This is a genomic window from Lacrimispora sp. BS-2, from assembly GCF_040207125.1.
In the GTDB taxonomy this organism is placed as follows: Bacteria; Bacillota; Clostridia; order Lachnospirales; family Lachnospiraceae; genus Lacrimispora.
This window is the reverse complement of record NZ_CP157940.1, coordinates 55,235-74,314: the sequence shown is the minus strand read 5'-3', so window position 1 is coordinate 74,314 and position 19,080 is coordinate 55,235. Positions and strand designations below refer to the sequence as shown.

The window sequence follows — 19,080 nt, the reverse complement described above, 5'->3', positions numbered from 1 at the left end:
CAAGAGGGGTTTTTTCATTTTTTATCTGCACATGTGCAAAAAGTGAGAATGAACGGTCGTATCTTCCGTCAGCTCTGGATGGAAAGCACAAGCCAGCATATTCTTTTCCCGGGCAGCCACGATTTTTCCGTCAACCTTTGCTAAAACCTCCACTCCCTGACCAACATCTGCAACATATGGCGCACGGATAAACACCATGGGGATGGTTCCCGCACCGCCAAATTCCGATTCAGTTTTGAAGCTGGCCAGCTGCCTCCCGTAAGCGTTGCGCTCCACTGTAATGTCCATACAGGCAAGATGGTTTTCTCCTCCGATAACCGTTTTCGCCAGCAGGATCATACCAGCGCAGGTACCCATCACAGGGAAACCACTCTGAATCATCTGAAGGATTGGCTCCTTTAATTCTAATTCCCGCATCAGCTTTTCCATCACCGTGCTTTCGCCTCCGGGCAAAATTAAGCCACTCATTTCTTCGGTAAAATCTGCCCGCTGCCGGATTTCAAAGCTGTCTGCCCCCAGTTTTGACAACATCTTTCCATGCTCTATAAATGCGCCCTGCAAGGCAAGTATTCCAATTCGCATCGTTCACTCTACTTTCCACGTTCTGCCATCAAGAGGGCGATTTCCTGCTCGTTGATACCTACCATCGCTTCTCCCAAGTCTTCACTAAGTTCTGCGATTAATTTTGCATTATTAAAATTGGCAACAGCTTTCACAATGGCAGCGGCACGTTTTTCCGGATTGCCGGATTTAAAGATACCAGAACCCACAAACACACCTTCCGCTCCCAACTGCATCAGCAGCGCGGCATCAGCAGGAGTCGCCACGCCTCCTGCTGCAAAGTTCACCACAGGCAGTTTGCCGTTTTGTGCCACCCATTTCACCAGATCCAATGGGGAAGCCAGTTGTTTAGCAGCTTCAAATAATTCATCCTCCTGCAATGCAGTGAGCATCCGGATTTCGCTTTGAATTTTCCGCATATGCCGCACTGCCTGCACCACGTCTCCAGTCCCTGGCTCGCCCTTGGTACGAAGCATCGACGCGCCCTCGGCAATACGGCGCAATGCTTCTCCAAGGTCCTTGGCACCGCAGACAAAGGGTGCGCGGAATTTAGTTTTGTCAATGTGATAGATGTCATCAGCCGGAGAAAGTACTTCGCTTTCATCTATGTAGTCGATTTCGATGGCTTCCAGAAGCTGTGCTTCCACAAAATGCCCAATGCGTACCTTTGCCATTACGGGAATGGAAACCGCTGATTGAATCCCTCTAATCATTTTAGGGTCGCTCATCCGGGAAACGCCGCCTGCAGCCCGAATGTCGGCGGGAATCCGCTCCAGTGCCATCACAGCGCACGCACCGGCTTTTTCAGCTATTTGTGCTTGTTCCGGGGTGCTGACGTCCATGATTACGCCGCCCTTTAGCATTTGGGCCAGATTTTTATTGAGTTCATATTGTTCTGACATAATAAATCCTCCTAGTATTTTGGGGTCTAAGTTAATACACTTATTATGCCCCAAAACTGGACTTATCAAAAGTGCCAGTTTATATTTATTTAACAATACCAGTTAGGAGTTTTAAGAGCAACTGCCCATCTGCATTTACATCCTTTGGGCCGCGTCCAAAGCCAGATCGGAGCGCACGCATTCATCTGGGAGCATCGCAAGTTGAACACTGAGCGGGCTGCCCTTCATCCGCTCTGCCGCATAAGAGAGACCGTTGGTACGCTCATCCAGAAGAGGATGGTCTATCTGAGCCGGATCTCCCAGCAAAATAACTTTAGTGCCCTTGCCCACCCGGGTAACAATCCCTTTCACCTGCCGTGGCGTCAGATTTTGTGCCTCGTCGATAATAAGCCAGGTATCGGTGATGGAACGCCCGCGCATGAAATTCATAGCTTCGGCTGAAATAATGCCTGTCGTAAAAAGATAATCGATTCTGCCGTGCAGTTCCTTTTCATCCCAGCGGGATTCATGGGGCCCATGGTCTAAGAGTATTTCAAGGTTATCCACGATGGGGCGGAGAAGAGGAGAGATTTTTTCCTGCTCACTTCCCGGAAGAAATCCAATGTCCTGATCAAATTGCGCATTGGGACGGCAGATGAGAAGCTTGCGATATTCTTTCTGCGCCTGTTCCACTGTTTTTTCCAATCCGACCGCCAGAGCGTAAAACGTCTTAGCCGTACCCGCAGGGCCCTTTACAATCACTAAAGGTGCCTCATCAGCGGGAAGCATCAAGGCCTCCTGCAAAAACTGCTGGCCCACGTTACGGGCTTTTACCCCGAAAGGCCGGATATTTTTGTAGGCCAGAGCTACAACTTTCCCCTTCTGAAAGCGGCCCAGTATCGTCTTTTTTTCCGAAATATCCGAGCGGATCAGTACAAACTGATTCTCCATAAGTTTTACCGGAACAAATATCCCATGATCATCTATGGTGTAAAGCAGATCAGCCGGCACTCCTTTTTTCTTAAAAGAGGACAGGGTTTCATCGGGAGCATATACTTCCGCTCGCCCGGTATACTGTCCCGAAGAAACGGGAACCTGATCGGTAGTAAAGTCCTCCGCAGGAATTCCCATCATCTGTGCCTTGATCCGGACTACAATATCCCGGGTAACTAAAATAACAGATTCTCCTTGATTGCACAATCCCCTGCACACTTTCAGGATGCGGTTGTCCTGGCTATTGGGCTGCATTCCTTCTGGCAGAGGAACGTCCACATGGTTTACTTCCAATCGGAGAAACCCACCGTTTGAAAGGGGAACGCCCTCATTGAGGCTTCCGGAAAGGCGCAGATTTTCCAGTAATCGAATCGCTTGCCGGGCGTTGCTGCCGCGTTCTCCGTCGGAGTTTTTAAGCCTGTCAAGCTCTTCCAGTACTGCTAAGGGAAGGACAATGCAGTTCTCTTCAAAGGATTCTAAGGCATAAGGGGCCTGAATCAGTACATTGGTATCTAGCACATAAGTTTTAGGCATTACACTCCTACTTTCTACATATGTATTATTTTTTACTACTTCCAGTATAAATGCATTATGTAAACTTATCTATCAATCTGTAGTAAAATGAAAGTAAATTTAAAGTTATAAGTATTCATACATGCCTATATTTTTACTTAAAATATTTTAATTGTAGCGTATCGATGGAATGCAATGTTAATATATAACAAAAAAAAGCCCCGTCCTGTCAAAAGAACGAGGCTAAAGTCTCCCTAAGAATCTTTTTTATCATTGAAGTTAAGAAAATCCTACTTTAATTCCGGCCAGTATTCCCTGTTGGCCTCTACCAGATCATCTAAAATCTGTTTTGCAACGGAAGCGCTTGGCACAGTCTTTGATAAAGTCAGGGCCTGCCACAGCTTTAAATAGCTTCCCTGGGTCCATGCTTCCACCACCAGACGCTCCACAGCAAGCTGCTCTTCCATCATTCCCTTTTCAAAGGTAGGAATATTTCCCTGACAGATAGGTTCCGGACCTTCATTTCCTACGAGACAAGGCACTTCCACCATTGCAGTTGGATCAAAATTAGAGATGGCACCTTTATTTTCCACGATGCAGAGCATCTGCTCACGGGTATTAAAGGCAATGGCGCAGGCTAAATCTACAATGAAAGAAGCGTGGTTATCAATGGAGAATTCCCCGCCTTTTCCGGTTCCTGCCTGTATGATGGCTTTTGCGGCATCAAATACCTCTTTTTCTCTTCCTTCCATTACCTCATTGGCTCTGGTATGGTCAGGATCTGTATGCTCCACCACATAATCCGGGTAAAGGTAGTATTTTAAATAAGTATTGGGAAGAAAGTCAGGCTCCAGCTTTAATAAATCCGCCGCCTTTTTATGGGTCAGCTGCCAGCTTGCATCCATATGCTGGGTCTCCACGGCCTTTTCCGTTAAATATCCGTTTTTAGACACATAATCCAAAAGCCGGGGCATCAGGTCGGTTCCATCTTTGTCCTTTACACTGGTCCACCAGCCAAAGTGGTTCAGCCCGAAATACTTTACATCCATGTCCTTAGGATCCCTGCCCACAATATATCCCATACGCCGTTTGGTTCCCACCGGCATGTCGCAGATATTTAAGACCTTGGAATGAGGCTTTAATACACGGCAAGCCTCTGCCACAATGGAAGCAGGATTGGAATAATTGAGCATCCAGCAGTCCGGAGAATATTTTTCCATAAGTTCAATCAGCTCCATCATCCCGCCAATGCTTCTCATTCCATATGCAATGCCGCCGGGTCCGCAGGTTTCCTGTCCAACCACATGATATTTCATGGGGATTTTTTCATCCAGCTCCCGCATGGCATATTTGCCCACCCGGATATGAGCCATACAGAAATCCACATCGGTAAAAGCCTCCTTAGGGTCTGTTGTATAAGAAAACTCCACATCAGGCGCTGTTTCATTCATAACAATTTCAATGGCCTTTGCCAGGGTCTCCTGACGCTCTCCGTCATTGTCATAAAGTTTTAAAGAGCGGATAGGAAACCGGTGCAGGTTATCCATCAGCATCATTACAATGCCAGGCGTGTAGGTGCTTCCGCCGCCGGCAATTACGATTGAGAATTTTTTCACGATAATTTTCCTCCTTGCTTCATCTGATCTGTCAGCTATTTTCGTTGTTTCCCAGTTCCTCGTCAACAGCCTTTCTTACAGCAGTTACTTTTAAACCATAGATTACCTGAACGTTATTTCCCTTTTTCATTACTCCATTGGCTCCGGTGTCATTTTTCAGAATATCTTCCTGAACCAGATCAGGATTGGTAATGATCAGGCGCAAACGGGTAAAGCAGTTGTCCACCTTTTCAATATTTCCGGCGCCTCCCAGGGCTTTCACGATCAGTGCGGCATCCACATCCTCGCCGTCTTTCCCAAGCTTTCCCTCTTTCTCAGAAGCCATCTTTTCCTTGTACTCTGCTTTGGTATGAAGCTTCATTTCCATCCCTTCCGTTTCACGGCCCAGGGTCTTTAAATTCAGTTTTGTAATAAGAACGCGGAATATTACATAGTAGATCACAAAAAATCCAAGACCGGTGACAATATACATGGGCCATCCGGTTTTATGGATTCCCAAAGGCACATTGAAAAGCAGGAAATCTAAAAAGCCGTTAGGACCGATGGCGCGGACGTTTAAAATATTGAGAACCACCATGCTCAATCCGCTTAAACCCGCATGAACAACAAACAGAACAGGAGCTACGAACATAAAGGAAAATTCAATGGGCTCTGTAACACCTGCAATAAAAGAAGTAAATGCGGCAGGAATCAGGATAGCTTTTATTTTATTGCGGTTCTCCGGTCTGGCCGTATGATACATGGCAAGACAGGCGCCCATTAAGCCGAACATTTTGGAGATTCCTCTGGCATCCCAGATCACGGACTTAGACAGAATATCGATGGCAGGGTCTGCGATTTCGGCATAATAAATGTTTCTGGCTCCTTCAAACACTTCTCCTCCAATGGTTGCAGCACCTCCCAGGGAAGTATATAAAAACGGGGTATAAACCAGATGATGAAGGCCTGTGGGAATGAGAAGACGTTCCAGCGCGCCGTAAATAAAAATCCCGAAGTTACCGGATTGATTGATGAATACCCCAAGGCTTGTGATTCCCATCTGGACAAAAGGCCATACATAGGTAAGAAGGACTGCCAGAAGAACGGTTACAGGGATCAATACGATGAATACAAACCTGGATCCGCCATATATCTGAAAAGCATTTTTAAATTCTGTTTCACAAAATCTGTTGTGAACCATGGCTGTTACAATTCCAAGAATAATTCCCAGGAATACGCCCATATCCAGGATCTGTACTCCCATCACCATGGCCTGACCCGTCCCTCTTAAAGACTCCCCTGTAAACAGGATTCCCGTCAGTGTCATGAATTTGTTCATAGCGTTAATGAATACCAGGAATCCCAAAAGAGCAGTAAATCCGGCCTCATATTTTTTCTTATTGGCAAGACCTGCTGCAAGTCCCACACAGAAGATCAGTCCTAAGTTATTTAAGATAGATACCAAAGAACCTGACAGGATGGTGCCAAAGCCCTTTGTCACCGGATTATCCAAAAATGGCAGAAACTCCAGCAGCTTTGCATTTGTAAACAAGTTTCCGACAGCGATTAAAATACCTGCGATGGGCAGAATTAAAACCGGGATGAACATTGCTTTTGAAAAGCGCTGCAGCTGATCCATCACTTTTTCTTTCATTCTCTTTTCCTCCAATAATTAATGATTCGTTTTCTTTTTTCATTTCACGTGAAATCATATCCACATTATAGTCGCCATCTCACTCTTTGTATATACTTTGGGAAAGGATAGGAACCTGTTATTCCAGGTAGTAACAGGTTTCAAAAAAGGTCCCGGATACCGCCCTTTTAAGCGTTATCCGGAACCTTTATCCTTCTTCTTTATCCATATTTTGAAGCACCCTATGGTACTCATAGATGAGAATCTCCATTAGCATAAACACGTTGGGGAAAAATGTGTTTGCCATCATGTTTCTATCGTCCAGCTTATTGCTGTCCTCTATGCGAAACTGCATATCCGTTATGGAGCTGACCCGGTTTTCCGCCTCATTGGTAAAAGACACGGTGAAAATTCCATTTTCCCCGGCAGTTTTCACCCGGTCCGCCACCCAGTCCGTTTCCCCGGACCTGGAAACCACGATCAGCATTTTCATGTTCTCCAGATTATTTTCAAAAACTCCGATGGAATCCATTCCATTGGAATAAATGCATTTTATCCCAAGCACCAGAAGCTTTTTTGTCAGATATTCAACCGGAATGGCGGAAAAACCGGTTGCATACAAAAATACGTATCCCCCCTCCAGTTGGCTGATCCGCCTGGCAAATTCCTGGATATCCTCATAGGAATTGTATTTTAAGAGGGAATTGGTGCAAAAGCTGTTGATAAACTGCATGCCGGCATCCTCATTGTCCCTGGCGCTGTTTACAAGGGGAAGCAGCTTGTAATACATATCCACAAACCCGCTGTAGCCCAGCTTTTTTGTCAGGCGCATGATCGTTGAAGTAGACGTAAAATTTTCCTTTGCAACTCCCCGTACTCCCATTTTCAGCATGGAATCCATGTGATCAATGATGTAGCGGAGCACACTGTCTTCTACTTCTGTTAAGTTCTTTCCTGCTGTCAGTTTGCTTAAATCTACCATTCCTGCCATCTTTCTTCCCTCTTTTTGAGTTCTCTTATTAGAAAAAATCTTCATACCCATGGATCATGGGGTAAGGAGCGCAGTTCTTTAAAGGTGCGGTTATGGTCCCTTTCACATACTCGCTGAATCCCTGGCGGCGAAAATCTTCTTTTGTCTTATTTTTGATCAGCCGGCCGCCTCTGCCCACCTCTCCTATATAATGCCCATTTTGGTCATAGATTTCCTTACCAAAAAACTTTCCAAGAATTTTTCCGTCACAGGCAGCCAGATAATCCCTCTGCCTTACACCGATATAGTTTCCCTGCCAATTCCAATATCGTTCCATAGAAATCAATCCTTCCTCTTTTCATTCCATGCAATCATACACCATTTTTCGTTAAAAAGAAACACTTTAGGGAAGCACATTGCCAAATTTTCGATGAATGCTGGATTTTTCCTGCATTCTGTTATATAATCAACTGAAAAAACACAGAATAAGCACATACACAGGAGGATATTATGGGATTTCAATACATTAGCAATCTGCCGAGCCCGGAAGAGATCAAAGAACAATTTCCAATTTCACCAGAAGCAAAAGTACTCAAAACAGAGCGAGACCAGGCCATCAGAAGCGTACTTACCGGGAAAAGCGACAAATTCCTTGTTATCATTGGTCCCTGCTCCGCCGACAACGAAGAGTCTGTTTCCGATTATGTAAGCCGTCTTGTTAAGGTACAGGAAAAAACAAAAGACCGTCTGATCATCATCCCCAGGATCTATACCAACAAGCCAAGGACCACCGGCGAAGGATACAAAGGAATGCTTCACCAGCCTGACCCGGAAAAGAAACCGGACCTTAAGGAAGGCCTGATCGCTATCCGCAAAATGCACATGAAGGTATTCTTAGAAACCGGTTTATCCACAGCCGATGAGATGCTTTATCCGGAAAACCTGGGATACCTTGATGATATTATGTCCTACATTGCCATTGGCGCCCGTTCCGTGGAAAACCAGCAGCACCGGCTGACCTCCAGCGCCTGTGACGTTGCCGTTGGCATGAAAAATCCTACCAGCGGTGATCTTTCCGTTATGCTCAATTCCGTTGTGGCCGCACAGCAGGCCCATGATTTTACCTATAGGGGCTGGGAAGTAAGAAGCAACGGTAATCCACTGTCTCATACCATTTTAAGGGGCGCTGTCAACAAACACGGCCAGTGCATCCCCAACTACCATTTTGAAGACTTATTCCGTCTCCATGAGATGTACAGCCGCCGCAATCTGCTGAACCCGGCCTGCATCGTGGATACCAACCACTCCAATTCCAACAAAAAATACAGGGAACAGATTCGTATTTCCAAGGAAGTCCTTCACAGCAGAAAGCATTCACCTGAAATACGTGCTCTGGTTAAGGGCTTAATGATTGAAAGCTACATCGAGCCGGGCAGCCAGAAGGTAGGAGAACACTGCTACGGAAAATCCATTACCGATCCTTGTCTGGGCTGGGAAGATTCCGAACGTCTGATATATGAAATCGCTGAAAATGCATAAAATCTCATCTTAATTTAAGATCATGCCAGAAACATCTTTTACTGTTTCTGGTATTTTATTTTGCTTATTTTTCCTTTTATCCCCTGATTGTTGTTAGTATTCGTCCCATTTTTTAATTATTTTTCAATTTTCTCTTGTTTTTCCAATAAGAAATGGTAAAATATAATTGCAGTTAGTGAAATGAATCTTCATTCTGTTGGTACCTCTATAAACCTCTATGTAGTTGTTGACACGTTCATGCCGGTCTGATCCGGCCGCCTGGAAAAGGAGGTATGGGTATGCGGACCATTGAAGTCGATATCCAGCTGCGTTACCCCCCTATCCCTCTCGCACTCTTAATCAAAGTCGCTAATTCCTTTGACTGTGATATTTATATTGACTATGGCTTAACAAAGGTAAATGTCAAGGACTACGATGAGATGAAAAAAGGGGTTAACACGCAGAACCGGAATTTACAGTTTAATTTCGACGGCATTGATGAACAGGCCGCCGAAGGACGGATTGAAATGCTGTTTCAGCCATTATCCGCCAGAAAGGAACCTTCATGAATTATCATCCAAAAGAGAGTTGATATTAGCATAACGCTGATTATCAACTCTCTTTTCATTATTTCCTTAACCAAGAATTGCCGTAATGATAAAATACACAAGCACCACTGCGCCCAATACAATTCTGTAATATCCAAAGAATTTAAAATCATGCTGTCTGATATATCCCATCAGGAACTTAATAGAATAGATAGAAACCACAAAAGCCACCACCATGCCTAATATCAGATAGAATATCTGAGGACCGGTAAAATTCAATCCATATTTCACAACCTTTAAAAGGCTGGCTCCGAACATCACCGGGATTCCCAGGAAAAAGGAAAACTCTGCTGAAGCTGCCCGGGAACATCCCAGGATCATGGCTCCGAGAATAGTAGCGCCGGAACGGGAGGTGCCCGGAATCAGGGCCAGAAGCTGAAACAAGCCGATCCAAAGAGCTGTCTGGTACGAAATATCCCCCACCTTCTGCACATCAAAACTCCGGTACTGGTTCCGGTTCTCTATGATGATAAACAACACACCATAGAGGATCAGGGTAGCTGCCACCACATAGCCGTTCATCAGATACTCATCAAGGATATCATCTACCAGGACCCCGATTACTGCAGCCGGAATACAGGCTAAAATAATCTTTGACCAGAGAATCAGGGTCGCCTGATTCTGGGCCGGTTTCTTCCTGGTTGAAAAGGGGTTGAGCTTATCAAAATACAGAACCAGAACTGCCAGGATCGCCCCCAGCTGGATTACCACCAAAAACATGTTTTTAAAGGCGGTCGGCTGATTTAGGTGTATGATTTCATCCACCAGGATCATATGCCCTGTACTGCTTATGGGAAGCCACTCTGTAAAGCCCTCCACAATTCCAAGAACAATTACTTTTAAAATCTCAATGATATTCATTCCTTTTCCCCTGTCTTTTTAAATATTTTCAATCTGCCAGTCAATAGGCTTAAGCCCATTTTCCTTTAAATAAGCATTGGTTCTGCTAAAGTGTTTACATCCGAAAAATCCACGGTAAGCGGAAAGAGGGCTGGGATGAGGCGCCTCTAAAATCAGGTGCCTGGGGTTTGTGAGCATCACCTTCTTATTCTGAGCCGGACGTCCCCATAAAAGGAATACCATGGGCCGGTCCTGTTCATTTAAAATCTTTATGGCAGCATCCGTAAAGGTCTCCCATCCGATCCCCTGATGGGAATTGGCCGCATGGGCGCGCACGGTAAGCACCGTATTAAGGAGCATGACCCCCTGGTCAGCCCATTTTTTTAAATATCCATTATTAGGAATCTCACAGCCTAAATCTTCCCGCAGCTCCTGATAAATATTCACCAGGGACGGGGGAATATCCACATCAGGCTTTACGGAAAAACACAGCCCGTGGGCCTGCCCATTATTATGATAAGGATCCTGCCCTAAAATCACTACCTTTACATTGGAAAGGGGGGTGAACTGAAATGCATTAAAAATGTCGTTTGGGTCCGGAAAGACCTGGGTCATTTCATATTCATGCTTCACCTTCTGATAAAGTTCCCTGTAATATGGCTTTTTAAACTCTCCGCTTAAGGGTTCCAGCCAGTCGTTCTCAATTGCTCCCATTTTTTCTCCTTTGCATTTTCCTTGTTTTACTTTTATCCTTAAATCCTCACCGGTACTTCCATGGCCTTTAAATACCGTTTTAATTCCATGATCTCAAGCTCCTTGTAATGGAACAGGGATGCCGCCAAAGCTGCATCTACCTTTCCGTATGTCAGAGCGTGATGGAAATCCTCCATAGTGCCTGCACCGCCTGAAGCGATCACGGGCACGGAAACATTCTCTGCTATGATGCGGTTCAGCTCATCATCGTATCCGGCCTTTGTTCCGTCACAATCCATGCTGGTAAGCAGGATCTCTCCTGCTCCAAGGCAGTCTGCCTTCATGGCCCATTCCACCGCATCCAGCCCGGTATCGATCCGGCCTCCGTTCTTATATACGTTCCAGCCCCTTCCATCGATCCGCCTTCTGGCATCAATGGCAACCACCACGCATTGGCGCCCGAACTTGCCTGCTGCCTCGGAGATCAGCTGGGGGGTGTTGATGGCTGAGGAATTAATGGATATCTTATCCGCGCCTTCCCTCAAGAGCATTTTAAAATCCTCCACCGTACGGATCCCTCCGCCAACAGTAAAGGGGATAAATACCTTTTCCGCCACCCGGCGCACCATATCCACCACCGTATTCCGGTGATCAGAGGATGCGGTGATATCAAGAAATACCAGCTCATCGGCACCGGCCTTATCATAAGCCGCAGCAATCTCCACCGGATCCCCGGCATCCTTTAAATTCACGAAATTAACACCCTTTACCACTCTTCCGTCCATTACATCCAGGCATGGAATGATCCTCTTCGTAAGCATCCGGCACCTCCTTAAGTCAATTCAATAAAATTTTTCAGAATCTTTAACCCAGTATCGCCGCTTTTCTCCGGATGGAACTGGCAGGCAAAAAGATTTTCCCGTTCCACCGATGCCCCGAACCTGATTCCATAGACTGCAGATGCGGCCACATCAGATTCCCGTCCCGCCTCTAAATAATATGAATGGACAAAATACACATATGCCCCGGAATCAATCCCTTTAAAAAGTCTTGCATCAGGCTTTATATCCAGACGGTTCCAGCCCATGTGAGGAACTTTAAGCCCCGGCGTCTGCGGAAATCTTACAATCTTACCCGGAAGCAGGGAAAGTCCCCTGACCCCTTCGCACTCTCCGCTGCTTTCAAAGAAAAGCTGAAGTCCCAGGCATATCCCCAGTAAAGGCGTTCCTTTTGAAACCACCTGATGGATCACATCCACCAGCTCATACTGATGAAGCTTTTCCATGGCATCGCCAAAGGAACCAACACCCGGAAGAATCACCTTATCCGCAGAAAGGAGGATTTCCTTTTCCCTGGTTACCACCGGTTTTTCTCCCAGAGCGGTCAGGGCTTTCTCCACACTTTTTAAGTTTCCAGCATCGTAGTCGATTATCGCAATCATAGCCGTCACCTCTTTACGCCTTTTTCCAACATTTTAACACAGTAACGTGTAATGTACAACGCAAAATAAGGCTATAATTTCCGAAAGAATTCCGTAGAATTCTCTAAAACAGCGTCAGCCTTTCCCTTTACAGTTTCCGGCAGCTGGGCAAACTTCCGGTGAATCCGGTACATATGGGCCTTATTGTTTATGGACACGGTTTTCTCAAAGGGCCAGCGGATGACCGTAGGAGTCTTAAAGCCTGCCCCCAGTTCCAAAACCAGCAGCTTTTTATTAAGAGTTCCTGCCAGCCACGTGGTATATGCCTTCCACTGGGGAAGGTATCCCTCTTCTATGTAATCCTCTGCCTCTATGGTATTACCCGTAAGAGGTTCCCCGCAATGGGGACAGACATCCTGGGGAATCTCACCCGGCTCCCAGATATCTTTTGTACAGGATTTGGAACACTGCCTCCATGTCTCGTTCCCGCAGGGAGCTACCAGCCGGCCCTGTTCCAGAGGGGATCCCAGTATCTCTCCATCGGTAACTGTGGTTACAATAAAATAATCCTTGTCCTTTATGAGTCCGTTCATCTTCTCATAAAGACTTCCCATATCCGGTATTCCCTCTGCCTTCCATTCCTCTCCGATTCCGATCAAAAGCTTTTCGCAAGCTGCTATTTCCTCTAAAATCTGCTCATTCACAGTCATCTATCCACCTTCTTTCCCAAACAATACCCATTTATTATACATCAAAGGGTATTTTAAGAAAAGATGGAAATTCTGTTCTTGCGGCCTGCCATGGATATATGCTATACTAATGCAAGCATTTAGTCAGATTCAGGAATGCTTGCATACCCTCTTGATTCATATCCTCTTGATTCAATAGGAGGCAAATAATAAAAAAGGAAGTCAGCAGATTATGAATAAGTTTAAAAGGCTTTCTCCCTTTTTGGGAGGCTGCGCCGCCATTGCGGTCCTGGCACTTCTGTTGGTCGTATATACCCTGACAAAACCGGTTCCAATGGCCGGGCCAAAAAGCATTTCCATTGAAGTGGTATATGATAACGGAGTTACGGACCATTACCAGATAACTACAGAAGCGCAGTTTCTCTCAGAAGCGCTAAAATCCATACCAAACCTTCAAATCGATGGAACCACTTCCGAAGAACTTGGCCTGATGGTCACTACAATTAATGGAAAACGGGCAGACTACAAAAAGGACAGCGCTTACTGGGCTCTTCTCTGCAACGGAGAACCTTGCAATTATGGAGTGAGCCAGCAGGCCATCAAGGATGGAGAGCGCTATACCTTTCAATACACCCTGTCCTCTGAGGAAACAAAAAAATCATGAAAAACCATCCCCTGTTTACCACCAGGGAGCTGGTATTAGACGCACTGCTTTCAGCCCTTTTATTTGTCAGCCAGGTAAGTTTGTCCTGGCTTCCCAACATTGAACTGGTATCCCTGCTTCTAATTTTATACACCCTCGTATTCCGAAAACACGTATGGCTCATCCTATACGTGTTTGTTGTATTGGAAGGGTTGGTCTACGGCTTCGGCCTCTGGTGGTTTTCCTATCTGTATGTGTGGCCCATTCTCCCGGCCGCCGTATTTTTGATTTACAAAAACAAAACGCCAAAGACATTTGGCATATCCCTGGTTTCCGGAATCTTTGGAATGTTGTTTGGATTATTCTGCTCCGGGTTCTACTTCCTTGCAGGAGGCCCCGGTGCAGCCCTGACCTGGTGGGCTGCAGGAATTCCATACGATATCATCCACGGAACAGGGAATTTCTTTCTGTCCCTCATTTTGTTCCAGCCGTTGTACCGGCTGCTCACCTCGCTGAAACGAGGTCAATCTCATCAATAAAGGAGTGTATGCTTATGGAATCAGCAACCGTAAGATTAAAAAAAGGAGAAGGCCGTTCATTAAAAGCCGGCGGCCTGTGGATCTATGATAATGAAATCGATACCATCACCGGTGATTATACCAACGGTGATATGGTATCTGTAGAGGACTTTGACGGCTATTTCCTGGGCCATGGCTTCATCAATACCAATTCTAAGTTAACTGTCCGCATCATGTCCCGGAAAAAAGATACAACAATAAACGAAAGCTTCCTTGAAATGCGGGTCCGCAACGCCTGGGAATACCGCAAAGCCACTGTGGATACCTCCAGCTGCCGTCTCATCTTCGGTGAGGCCGACTTCCTTCCCGGCATCGTGGTGGACAAGTTCGACGATGTCCTTGTAGTGGAATCCCTGGCCCTTGGCATTGACCGGTTAAAGCCTGTAATTCTGGAAAAGCTGAAAAAGGTTCTGGAAGAAGACGGAATAAAAATCCGTGGTGTTTACGAGAGAAGCGACGCCAAGGTCCGCCTCCAGGAGGGCATGGAGCGCTTTAAGGGCTTCATCGGACCTTCCTTTGACACGAAAGTGGAAATCACAGAAAATGGTGTTAAATACCTGGTTGACGTCCAGGAAGGCCAGAAGACCGGATTTTTCCTTGACCAGAAATACAACCGTCTTGCCATTCAGCGCTTATGTAAGGACAAGCGGGTCTTAGACTGCTTTACTCACACCGGTTCCTTTGCTTTAAATGCCGGCATTGCCGGAGCCAGGGAGGTCCTTGGCGTGGATGCCTCTGAGCTTGGTGTCGCCCAGGCAAAAGAAAATGCTGCATTAAACGGCCTGTCTGACCGGGTAGATTTTCAGTGTGCCGATGTTTTTGAACTTCTTCCCAGGCTGGAAAAAGAAGGGGAAACCTTTGATGTGGTGATTCTGGATCCTCCTGCCTTCACCAAATCCAGGAACTCCGTGAAAAATGCGGTAAAAGGCTACCGTGAAATCAATCTTCGCGGCATGAAACTGGTCAGGGACGGCGGTTATTTAGCCACCTGCTCCTGCTCCCATTTCATGACCCCCGAACTTTTCACCAAAACCATCCGGGAGGCAGCCGCTAACGTCCACAAACGGCTCCGCCAGGTAGAATACCGGACACAGGCAGCGGATCATCCCATTCTGTGGGCAGGCGATGAAACCTCTTATTACCTGAAATTTTATATTTTTCAGGTTTGTGATGAGAAATAAACGGATTTCATCATATCTTCTATCATTCTGAATCAATCGGCCGAGGGTATCCCAAAAGTATTTTTAAATTTAACTTTTGGGATACCCTCGACCAATTACTTGCATATTGCCATCACCTTATTCCCCAATTTTGTACCTCTTATTATCATCCCTTTTTTTCCAAAAACAGCGGGCCGGCCTCCTTCATTTTTTTATAACAGGTGCCCCTTGCTGTCATTCCTGAATCAAGGGTTCGAATGGATCCAAATCATAAAAAACACCTCACAATTAATTTTTTAGTTAATTGCGAGGCAGGATTTTTGATTGTTGAATTTTATAAATCCTTTAGCTTAATGTCACTGGCTAATGGGCACTCTCTTTTGCTGCTTTTATGTTCAGACTTTTTTAATTACTCCAGATTAAGGCGCTTTGACAAGATGCGCTCCGTGCCGAAAAAGAATATTACAAGCAGAATTACGTTGTAAATAGCCGAACCAATGAAGGTCAAATGCATGACTAAGGAAATCCCCTGTACGTCAGGCATGGTATCAATCCTGTTGATGAACGCCTGAAAGGATGGTATATTTGCCATTATGATCATCAACAAGCCGTTAATAAAGCTAAAAATCATAGATATTACAATAAAAGCTACAACAGACATCATCACTCGGTACTTGTTTGCCAGATGGCCCAGTGCCATGGAAAAGTACATGTGGTAAAGCTTTACCAGCCCACCGGTGATAGCCAGAATAATCATCTCAAACACAAGTAGCGGCCAGGATGGAACCTGAGCTAACCCGCTGTTGATAACATCCAAAACCTGAGGATCGGTCAATGCTGCAAAAACCTTGGAAGTACCTGCGGTGCCCAGCACCAGTATAAAAATGGATACCATGGCCGTCAGGAAGCTGGCCAGGGACATCACAAATGCTACCGTACCCTTTGCTGCGATCAGCTGCCAGGGTTTCACCGGCAGGGTAAACATCAAATAGCCTTCATCGCACAGAAGTCCTTTATAAAACCTCTGAATGACAATGATCAGCGTCAGTACACTCATCGCAATCAGAACGCCGAAGTAGGCAATCACAGAGACCGACTGAATCAGCCCCATAAGGCCGCTGCCAAAGTTTAAGCCAGACATCAGGTTGTTATAATAGCCGTTGACCAGCGAGCCTACGCCCATAAACGCATTAAGAATGGATATGACGATAACCGCCAGATAAATTGGCGCAAGCGTGCGCACAATGGATTTAAATTCGTATTTACAAAGTTTGCCAAACATCTTACTTCCTCCTTTTCTCAGCTTCCGTACGCGAAGATTTCGCGGAACAGCTGATCCACTGACTTGCCTTCCTGTTCACGGATGTTATCCACGGTATCGTGGCGCACAACCTTGCCGTTTTGCAGGAAAATAGCCTCATCCAGCACACGCTCAATGTCAGAAATCAGGTGTGTGGACAGCATAACCGTGCCATTTTCGTTATAGTTGGTCAGAATCGTATTCAGGATGAAGTCACGTGCAGCCGGGTCAACGCCGCCGATCGGTTCGTCAAGCAGATAAAGCTGCGCCTTACGGCTCATGATGAGTGCAAGCTGCACCTTTTCTTTCGTCCCCTTAGACATGGTCTTTAGCCGGTCACTTGGCCGGATGCCAAGAGCCCCGAACATTTCCAATGCCTTTGTACGGTCAAAATCTATATAAAAATCGGCAAAAAAGTCGGTCAGGTCACAGGCCTTCATCCAGTCGGCAAAATACATGCGGTCCGGCAGGTAAGAAATAACTGTCTTGGTCTCCACGCCGGGGACATTGCCGTTTATCTCCAGCGTACCGGATGTGGGCTGCAAGAGTCCGCATAATAGCTTGATAAAGGTGGTCTTGCCTGAGCCGTTTGGACCCAGAAGGCCGACAATGCGGCCACGTCCTACCGTCAGATCAATATGGTCCAGCGCGGGCTTTGAGCCGTAAATTTTAGTCAGGCCGCGCGCAGTAATGAGTTCCTGATTCATAAATGTTCCTCCTTTTTATCCCATGCTGCAAGCAGCTGGCGGGTTTGTTCATCGGTATAGCCCAGGGCACGCATGGACGCAAGAAATTCCTCCATTCGCCCATAGGCAAGCTCCTCCCGCACACTGCGGATAAGTGATAAATCCTCTGTAACCAGCCGCCCTGCTGTGCGGCGCGTTTCCACCAGCCCCCTGCTCTCTAACTCTGCCAGCGCACGCTGCATCGTGTTGGGATTAACCCCCGCCTCGCCGGCCAGGGCCCGTACCGTTGGCACAGCCGCGCCGGAAGCATATACGCCGGATACGATGCGCAAAGTGAGCTGATCAACAAGTTGTATCCAAATCGGCCGGTCATCGGTCAGTTTCCAGATCATAATACCGCCTCCTTTTGTATTATTGTATTGTTGTACTAATCGGTTAATACAATAATACAATTATTCTGCGTATTTGTCAATAATTTTTTTAATATTGCTTTTCAAACTATTTCCAAAACTTGTTTATTGCATACTCCCTTCATGGATCAGGCTGATGACTATGTGGGCATTTAAAAAATCAAATTGGTTTTTACCGTGAATAAAAAAATGTTTGAACACCCCACACAGGGATGCTCAAACATTTTCAGTTCCTTAGTCAAGCGGATATTCGCAATCCGCGACCCTACTTGATTCGGTTAAAATCTCTGGAGCTCCTTCATCCTTTATGGATAAAAGTGAAAATAAACTCCGCCTGGGGCAACTCCTCCCCGGAGCGCGGCCATCTCGCTTACCGTGACAAGCTGGTAACCTGCCTCTGTAAGTCTGGGAATAATTTCAAGGGCAGCCGCTCCGCTCTGGGAATAAAGCTCATGCATCAGAACGATATCCCCATCCCGCACCTGGCTCATTACCGCATTTACCGTCTTACTAGCATTCCGCGTCTTCCAGTCCCGTGTATCAATGCTCCACATAATCACAGGAGCATGTACATTTGCAAGAACCGTGCCATTTTTGGCTCCTCCCGGTGTTCTTACCAGGGCAGGCTTAACGCCGCTGGCAGCTTGTACCGCGTCATTGCAAAGGTTGATCTGACTCTGGATCTGGGCTCCGCTTAATTTGGTCAGATTTTTGTGCTCATAAGTGTGATTGCCGATTTCATGCCCTTCCGCAACCATGCGCTGCAGTTCCGCCCCATAAGAGGAAACCCGGCTGCCTACCACGAAAAACGTGGCCTTTCCACCGTACTGGGCCAGACAATCCATAATCTGATTTCCCACGGGAGCAAAAGGCCCGTCATCAAAGGTCAGAGCTACCATGGGCCTTGAAGGGTCGATCTGGCGTCCTGTCTGCGCCTGCTCCTGGCTTTCCTCTGAAGCGGCTTCCTGCTGCCCCTCTGCTGCAGTTCCGGCATTTGCGTCCTGGGTTTCCACGCTGCTTTGGCTCTCACCACCAGTCCCGTCTTCCTCCTGCTTTCCCGGCTGCTCTGAAATATTTCCATCTCCATCTACCCACCTGGCTACACCAGGGCCCAGGTTTTCATCTATCCAGCCATTCCGTACTTCCGTTGCCTCCTGGCCCGACGCCGCTTCATCCGCCATGGAAGGAAACGGTGTCGCTGGTACGAACGCTGTCACAAGTGCCACGGTCATCAGGCCGAAGCCCCATTGTAATAGTTTTTTCATGCTGCATCTCTCCTTTCCCCATTTTGCCCATGCTTTTAAAGCAGGACCACCCGCTTTATTGGGTGTACAGGTATATCCGCAGGGTGTTATTACGGATACTAACCACTACTATACAGGAAACAGG

The 19,080-nt window shown here is 46.5% G+C and carries 21 protein-coding genes; 5 read left to right on the top strand and 16 right to left on the bottom strand.

All coding sequences use genetic code 11. From position 1 onward, the window contains the following. Window positions 1–21 precede the first annotated feature (21 nt). The 7 genes from pdxT to ABFV83_RS00355 all read right to left on the bottom strand — a co-directional run bounded on the left by pdxT (window position 22) and on the right by ABFV83_RS00355 (window position 7,483). On the bottom strand, window positions 22–582 hold the full coding sequence (gene pdxT / locus ABFV83_RS00385; RefSeq protein ID WP_349946828.1) for a pyridoxal 5'-phosphate synthase glutaminase subunit PdxT: 561 nt from the start codon (window positions 580–582) through the stop codon (window positions 22–24). A gap of 8 nt (window positions 583–590) precedes the next feature. Further along, the gene (pdxS, locus tag ABFV83_RS00380) at window positions 591–1,463 is read right to left on the bottom strand and encodes a pyridoxal 5'-phosphate synthase lyase subunit PdxS (protein ID WP_349946827.1); all 873 of its coding nucleotides are present in this window, start codon (window positions 1,461–1,463) and stop codon (window positions 591–593) included. 135 nt (window positions 1,464–1,598) lie between these two features. Beyond that, a complete protein-coding gene (locus ABFV83_RS00375) occupies window positions 1,599–2,969 on the bottom strand; it encodes a PhoH family protein (protein WP_349946824.1) in 1,371 nt (456 codons plus the stop codon). Between the two features lie 269 nt (window positions 2,970–3,238). Next, window positions 3,239–4,564 carry a 6-phospho-alpha-glucosidase gene (locus ABFV83_RS00370; RefSeq protein WP_349946822.1) on the bottom strand — a complete coding sequence of 442 codons (1,326 nt, stop codon included), beginning with the start codon at window positions 4,562–4,564 and terminating at the stop codon, window positions 3,239–3,241. A gap of 31 nt (window positions 4,565–4,595) precedes the next feature. After that, window positions 4,596–6,197: a PTS transporter subunit EIIC gene (locus ABFV83_RS00365; protein WP_349946821.1), complete on the bottom strand. Its 1,602-nt coding sequence runs from the start codon at window positions 6,195–6,197 to the stop codon at window positions 4,596–4,598. A gap of 187 nt (window positions 6,198–6,384) precedes the next feature. Then, window positions 6,385–7,167 (bottom strand): MurR/RpiR family transcriptional regulator, encoded by a 783-nt coding sequence (locus ABFV83_RS00360; RefSeq protein WP_349946819.1) that lies wholly within the window; start codon window positions 7,165–7,167, stop codon window positions 6,385–6,387. A gap of 28 nt (window positions 7,168–7,195) precedes the next feature. Further along, window positions 7,196–7,483 carry a hypothetical protein gene (locus ABFV83_RS00355; RefSeq protein ID WP_349946817.1) on the bottom strand — a complete coding sequence of 96 codons (288 nt, stop codon included), beginning with the start codon at window positions 7,481–7,483 and terminating at the stop codon, window positions 7,196–7,198. A 173-nt stretch (window positions 7,484–7,656) separates the two neighbouring features. Here ABFV83_RS00355 and ABFV83_RS00350 point away from each other — a divergent pair, with 173 nt between their 5' ends. Both ABFV83_RS00350 and ABFV83_RS00345 read left to right on the top strand, forming a co-directional pair. After that, a complete protein-coding gene (locus ABFV83_RS00350; protein WP_349946815.1) occupies window positions 7,657–8,685 on the top strand; it encodes a 3-deoxy-7-phosphoheptulonate synthase in 1,029 nt (342 codons plus the stop codon). A 278-nt stretch (window positions 8,686–8,963) separates the two neighbouring features. Next, entirely contained in the window at window positions 8,964–9,233 is a 270-nt protein-coding gene (locus ABFV83_RS00345; RefSeq protein WP_349946814.1) for an HPr family phosphocarrier protein, read from the top strand. Between the two features lie 66 nt (window positions 9,234–9,299). Here the strand turns inward: ABFV83_RS00345 and ABFV83_RS00340 are convergent, their stop codons facing one another. From ABFV83_RS00340 to ABFV83_RS00320, 5 genes are all read right to left on the bottom strand, one after another. Next, complete coding sequence (locus ABFV83_RS00340; RefSeq protein WP_349946812.1) at window positions 9,300–10,133, bottom strand: undecaprenyl-diphosphate phosphatase; 834 nt, start codon at window positions 10,131–10,133, stop codon at window positions 9,300–9,302. A gap of 18 nt (window positions 10,134–10,151) precedes the next feature. Further along, window positions 10,152–10,826, bottom strand: coding sequence for a uracil-DNA glycosylase (gene ung, locus ABFV83_RS00335; protein ID WP_349946810.1), 675 nt, complete (start codon window positions 10,824–10,826; stop codon window positions 10,152–10,154). A gap of 38 nt (window positions 10,827–10,864) precedes the next feature. After that, the gene (hisF, locus tag ABFV83_RS00330) at window positions 10,865–11,626 is read right to left on the bottom strand and encodes an imidazole glycerol phosphate synthase subunit HisF (protein WP_349946809.1); all 762 of its coding nucleotides are present in this window, start codon (window positions 11,624–11,626) and stop codon (window positions 10,865–10,867) included. Window positions 11,627–11,637: 11 nt separating this feature from the next. Then, a complete protein-coding gene (hisH, locus tag ABFV83_RS00325) occupies window positions 11,638–12,246 on the bottom strand; it encodes an imidazole glycerol phosphate synthase subunit HisH (protein WP_349946807.1) in 609 nt (202 codons plus the stop codon). A gap of 71 nt (window positions 12,247–12,317) precedes the next feature. Next, a complete protein-coding gene (locus ABFV83_RS00320; RefSeq protein WP_349946805.1) occupies window positions 12,318–12,935 on the bottom strand; it encodes a hypothetical protein in 618 nt (205 codons plus the stop codon). Between the two features lie 211 nt (window positions 12,936–13,146). On the opposite strand from ABFV83_RS00320, the gene ABFV83_RS00315 reads away from it, so the two are divergent. From ABFV83_RS00315 to ABFV83_RS00305, 3 genes are read left to right on the top strand one after another with little or no spacing between them, the layout of a single operon-like run. Beyond that, entirely contained in the window at window positions 13,147–13,578 is a 432-nt protein-coding gene (locus tag ABFV83_RS00315; RefSeq protein WP_349946804.1) for a DUF4430 domain-containing protein, read from the top strand. Then, complete coding sequence (locus ABFV83_RS00310) at window positions 13,575–14,096, top strand: hypothetical protein (protein ID WP_349946802.1); 522 nt, start codon at window positions 13,575–13,577, stop codon at window positions 14,094–14,096. Before ABFV83_RS00315 ends, ABFV83_RS00310 begins: the two co-directional genes overlap by 4 nt. Before the next feature lie 14 nt (window positions 14,097–14,110). Beyond that, window positions 14,111–15,316: a class I SAM-dependent rRNA methyltransferase gene (locus tag ABFV83_RS00305; protein ID WP_349946800.1), complete on the top strand. Its 1,206-nt coding sequence runs from the start codon at window positions 14,111–14,113 to the stop codon at window positions 15,314–15,316. A gap of 388 nt (window positions 15,317–15,704) precedes the next feature. On the opposite strand, the gene ABFV83_RS00300 is transcribed toward ABFV83_RS00305, so the two are convergent. The 4 genes from ABFV83_RS00300 to ABFV83_RS00285 all read right to left on the bottom strand — a co-directional run bounded on the left by ABFV83_RS00300 (window position 15,705) and on the right by ABFV83_RS00285 (window position 18,956). Next, window positions 15,705–16,577 carry a hypothetical protein gene (locus ABFV83_RS00300; RefSeq protein ID WP_349946799.1) on the bottom strand — a complete coding sequence of 291 codons (873 nt, stop codon included), beginning with the start codon at window positions 16,575–16,577 and terminating at the stop codon, window positions 15,705–15,707. A 17-nt stretch (window positions 16,578–16,594) separates the two neighbouring features. Next, window positions 16,595–17,302 carry an ABC transporter ATP-binding protein gene (locus ABFV83_RS00295; RefSeq protein WP_349946797.1) on the bottom strand — a complete coding sequence of 236 codons (708 nt, stop codon included), beginning with the start codon at window positions 17,300–17,302 and terminating at the stop codon, window positions 16,595–16,597. Next, on the bottom strand, window positions 17,299–17,733 hold the full coding sequence (locus ABFV83_RS00290; RefSeq protein WP_349946795.1) for a GntR family transcriptional regulator: 435 nt from the start codon (window positions 17,731–17,733) through the stop codon (window positions 17,299–17,301). The genes ABFV83_RS00295 and ABFV83_RS00290 overlap by 4 nt, the downstream gene beginning before the upstream one ends. A gap of 263 nt (window positions 17,734–17,996) precedes the next feature. Further along, complete coding sequence (locus tag ABFV83_RS00285; protein WP_349946793.1) at window positions 17,997–18,956, bottom strand: polysaccharide deacetylase family protein; 960 nt, start codon at window positions 18,954–18,956, stop codon at window positions 17,997–17,999. Between the last annotated feature and the right edge of the window lie 124 nt (window positions 18,957–19,080).

What these genes read in the sequence shown, in the direction of transcription:
- pdxT (WP_349946828.1), bottom strand. Translation starts at nt 582, where the DNA reads ATGCGAATTGGAATACTTGCCTTGCAGGGCGCATTTATAGAGCATGGA.
- pdxS (WP_349946827.1), bottom strand. Translation starts at nt 1,463, where the DNA reads ATGTCAGAACAATATGAACTCAATAAAAATCTGGCCCAAATGCTAAAG.
- ABFV83_RS00375 (WP_349946824.1), bottom strand. Translation starts at nt 2,969, where the DNA reads ATGCCTAAAACTTATGTGCTAGATACCAATGTACTGATTCAGGCCCCT.
- ABFV83_RS00365 (WP_349946821.1), bottom strand. Translation starts at nt 6,197, where the DNA reads ATGAAAGAAAAAGTGATGGATCAGCTGCAGCGCTTTTCAAAAGCAATG.
- ABFV83_RS00360 (WP_349946819.1), bottom strand. Translation starts at nt 7,167, where the DNA reads ATGGCAGGAATGGTAGATTTAAGCAAACTGACAGCAGGAAAGAACTTA.
- ABFV83_RS00355 (WP_349946817.1), bottom strand. Translation starts at nt 7,483, where the DNA reads ATGGAACGATATTGGAATTGGCAGGGAAACTATATCGGTGTAAGGCAG.
- ABFV83_RS00350 (WP_349946815.1), top strand. Translation starts at nt 7,657, where the DNA reads ATGGGATTTCAATACATTAGCAATCTGCCGAGCCCGGAAGAGATCAAA.
- ABFV83_RS00345 (WP_349946814.1), top strand. Translation starts at nt 8,964, where the DNA reads ATGCGGACCATTGAAGTCGATATCCAGCTGCGTTACCCCCCTATCCCT.
- ABFV83_RS00340 (WP_349946812.1), bottom strand. Translation starts at nt 10,133, where the DNA reads ATGAATATCATTGAGATTTTAAAAGTAATTGTTCTTGGAATTGTGGAG.
- ung (WP_349946810.1), bottom strand. Translation starts at nt 10,826, where the DNA reads ATGGGAGCAATTGAGAACGACTGGCTGGAACCCTTAAGCGGAGAGTTT.
- hisF (WP_349946809.1), bottom strand. Translation starts at nt 11,626, where the DNA reads ATGCTTACGAAGAGGATCATTCCATGCCTGGATGTAATGGACGGAAGA.
- hisH (WP_349946807.1), bottom strand. Translation starts at nt 12,246, where the DNA reads ATGATTGCGATAATCGACTACGATGCTGGAAACTTAAAAAGTGTGGAG.
- ABFV83_RS00320 (WP_349946805.1), bottom strand. Translation starts at nt 12,935, where the DNA reads ATGACTGTGAATGAGCAGATTTTAGAGGAAATAGCAGCTTGCGAAAAG.
- ABFV83_RS00315 (WP_349946804.1), top strand. Translation starts at nt 13,147, where the DNA reads ATGAATAAGTTTAAAAGGCTTTCTCCCTTTTTGGGAGGCTGCGCCGCC.
- ABFV83_RS00310 (WP_349946802.1), top strand. Translation starts at nt 13,575, where the DNA reads ATGAAAAACCATCCCCTGTTTACCACCAGGGAGCTGGTATTAGACGCA.
- ABFV83_RS00305 (WP_349946800.1), top strand. Translation starts at nt 14,111, where the DNA reads ATGGAATCAGCAACCGTAAGATTAAAAAAAGGAGAAGGCCGTTCATTA.
- ABFV83_RS00300 (WP_349946799.1), bottom strand. Translation starts at nt 16,577, where the DNA reads ATGTTTGGCAAACTTTGTAAATACGAATTTAAATCCATTGTGCGCACG.
- ABFV83_RS00295 (WP_349946797.1), bottom strand. Translation starts at nt 17,302, where the DNA reads ATGAATCAGGAACTCATTACTGCGCGCGGCCTGACTAAAATTTACGGC.
- ABFV83_RS00285 (WP_349946793.1), bottom strand. Translation starts at nt 18,956, where the DNA reads ATGAAAAAACTATTACAATGGGGCTTCGGCCTGATGACCGTGGCACTT.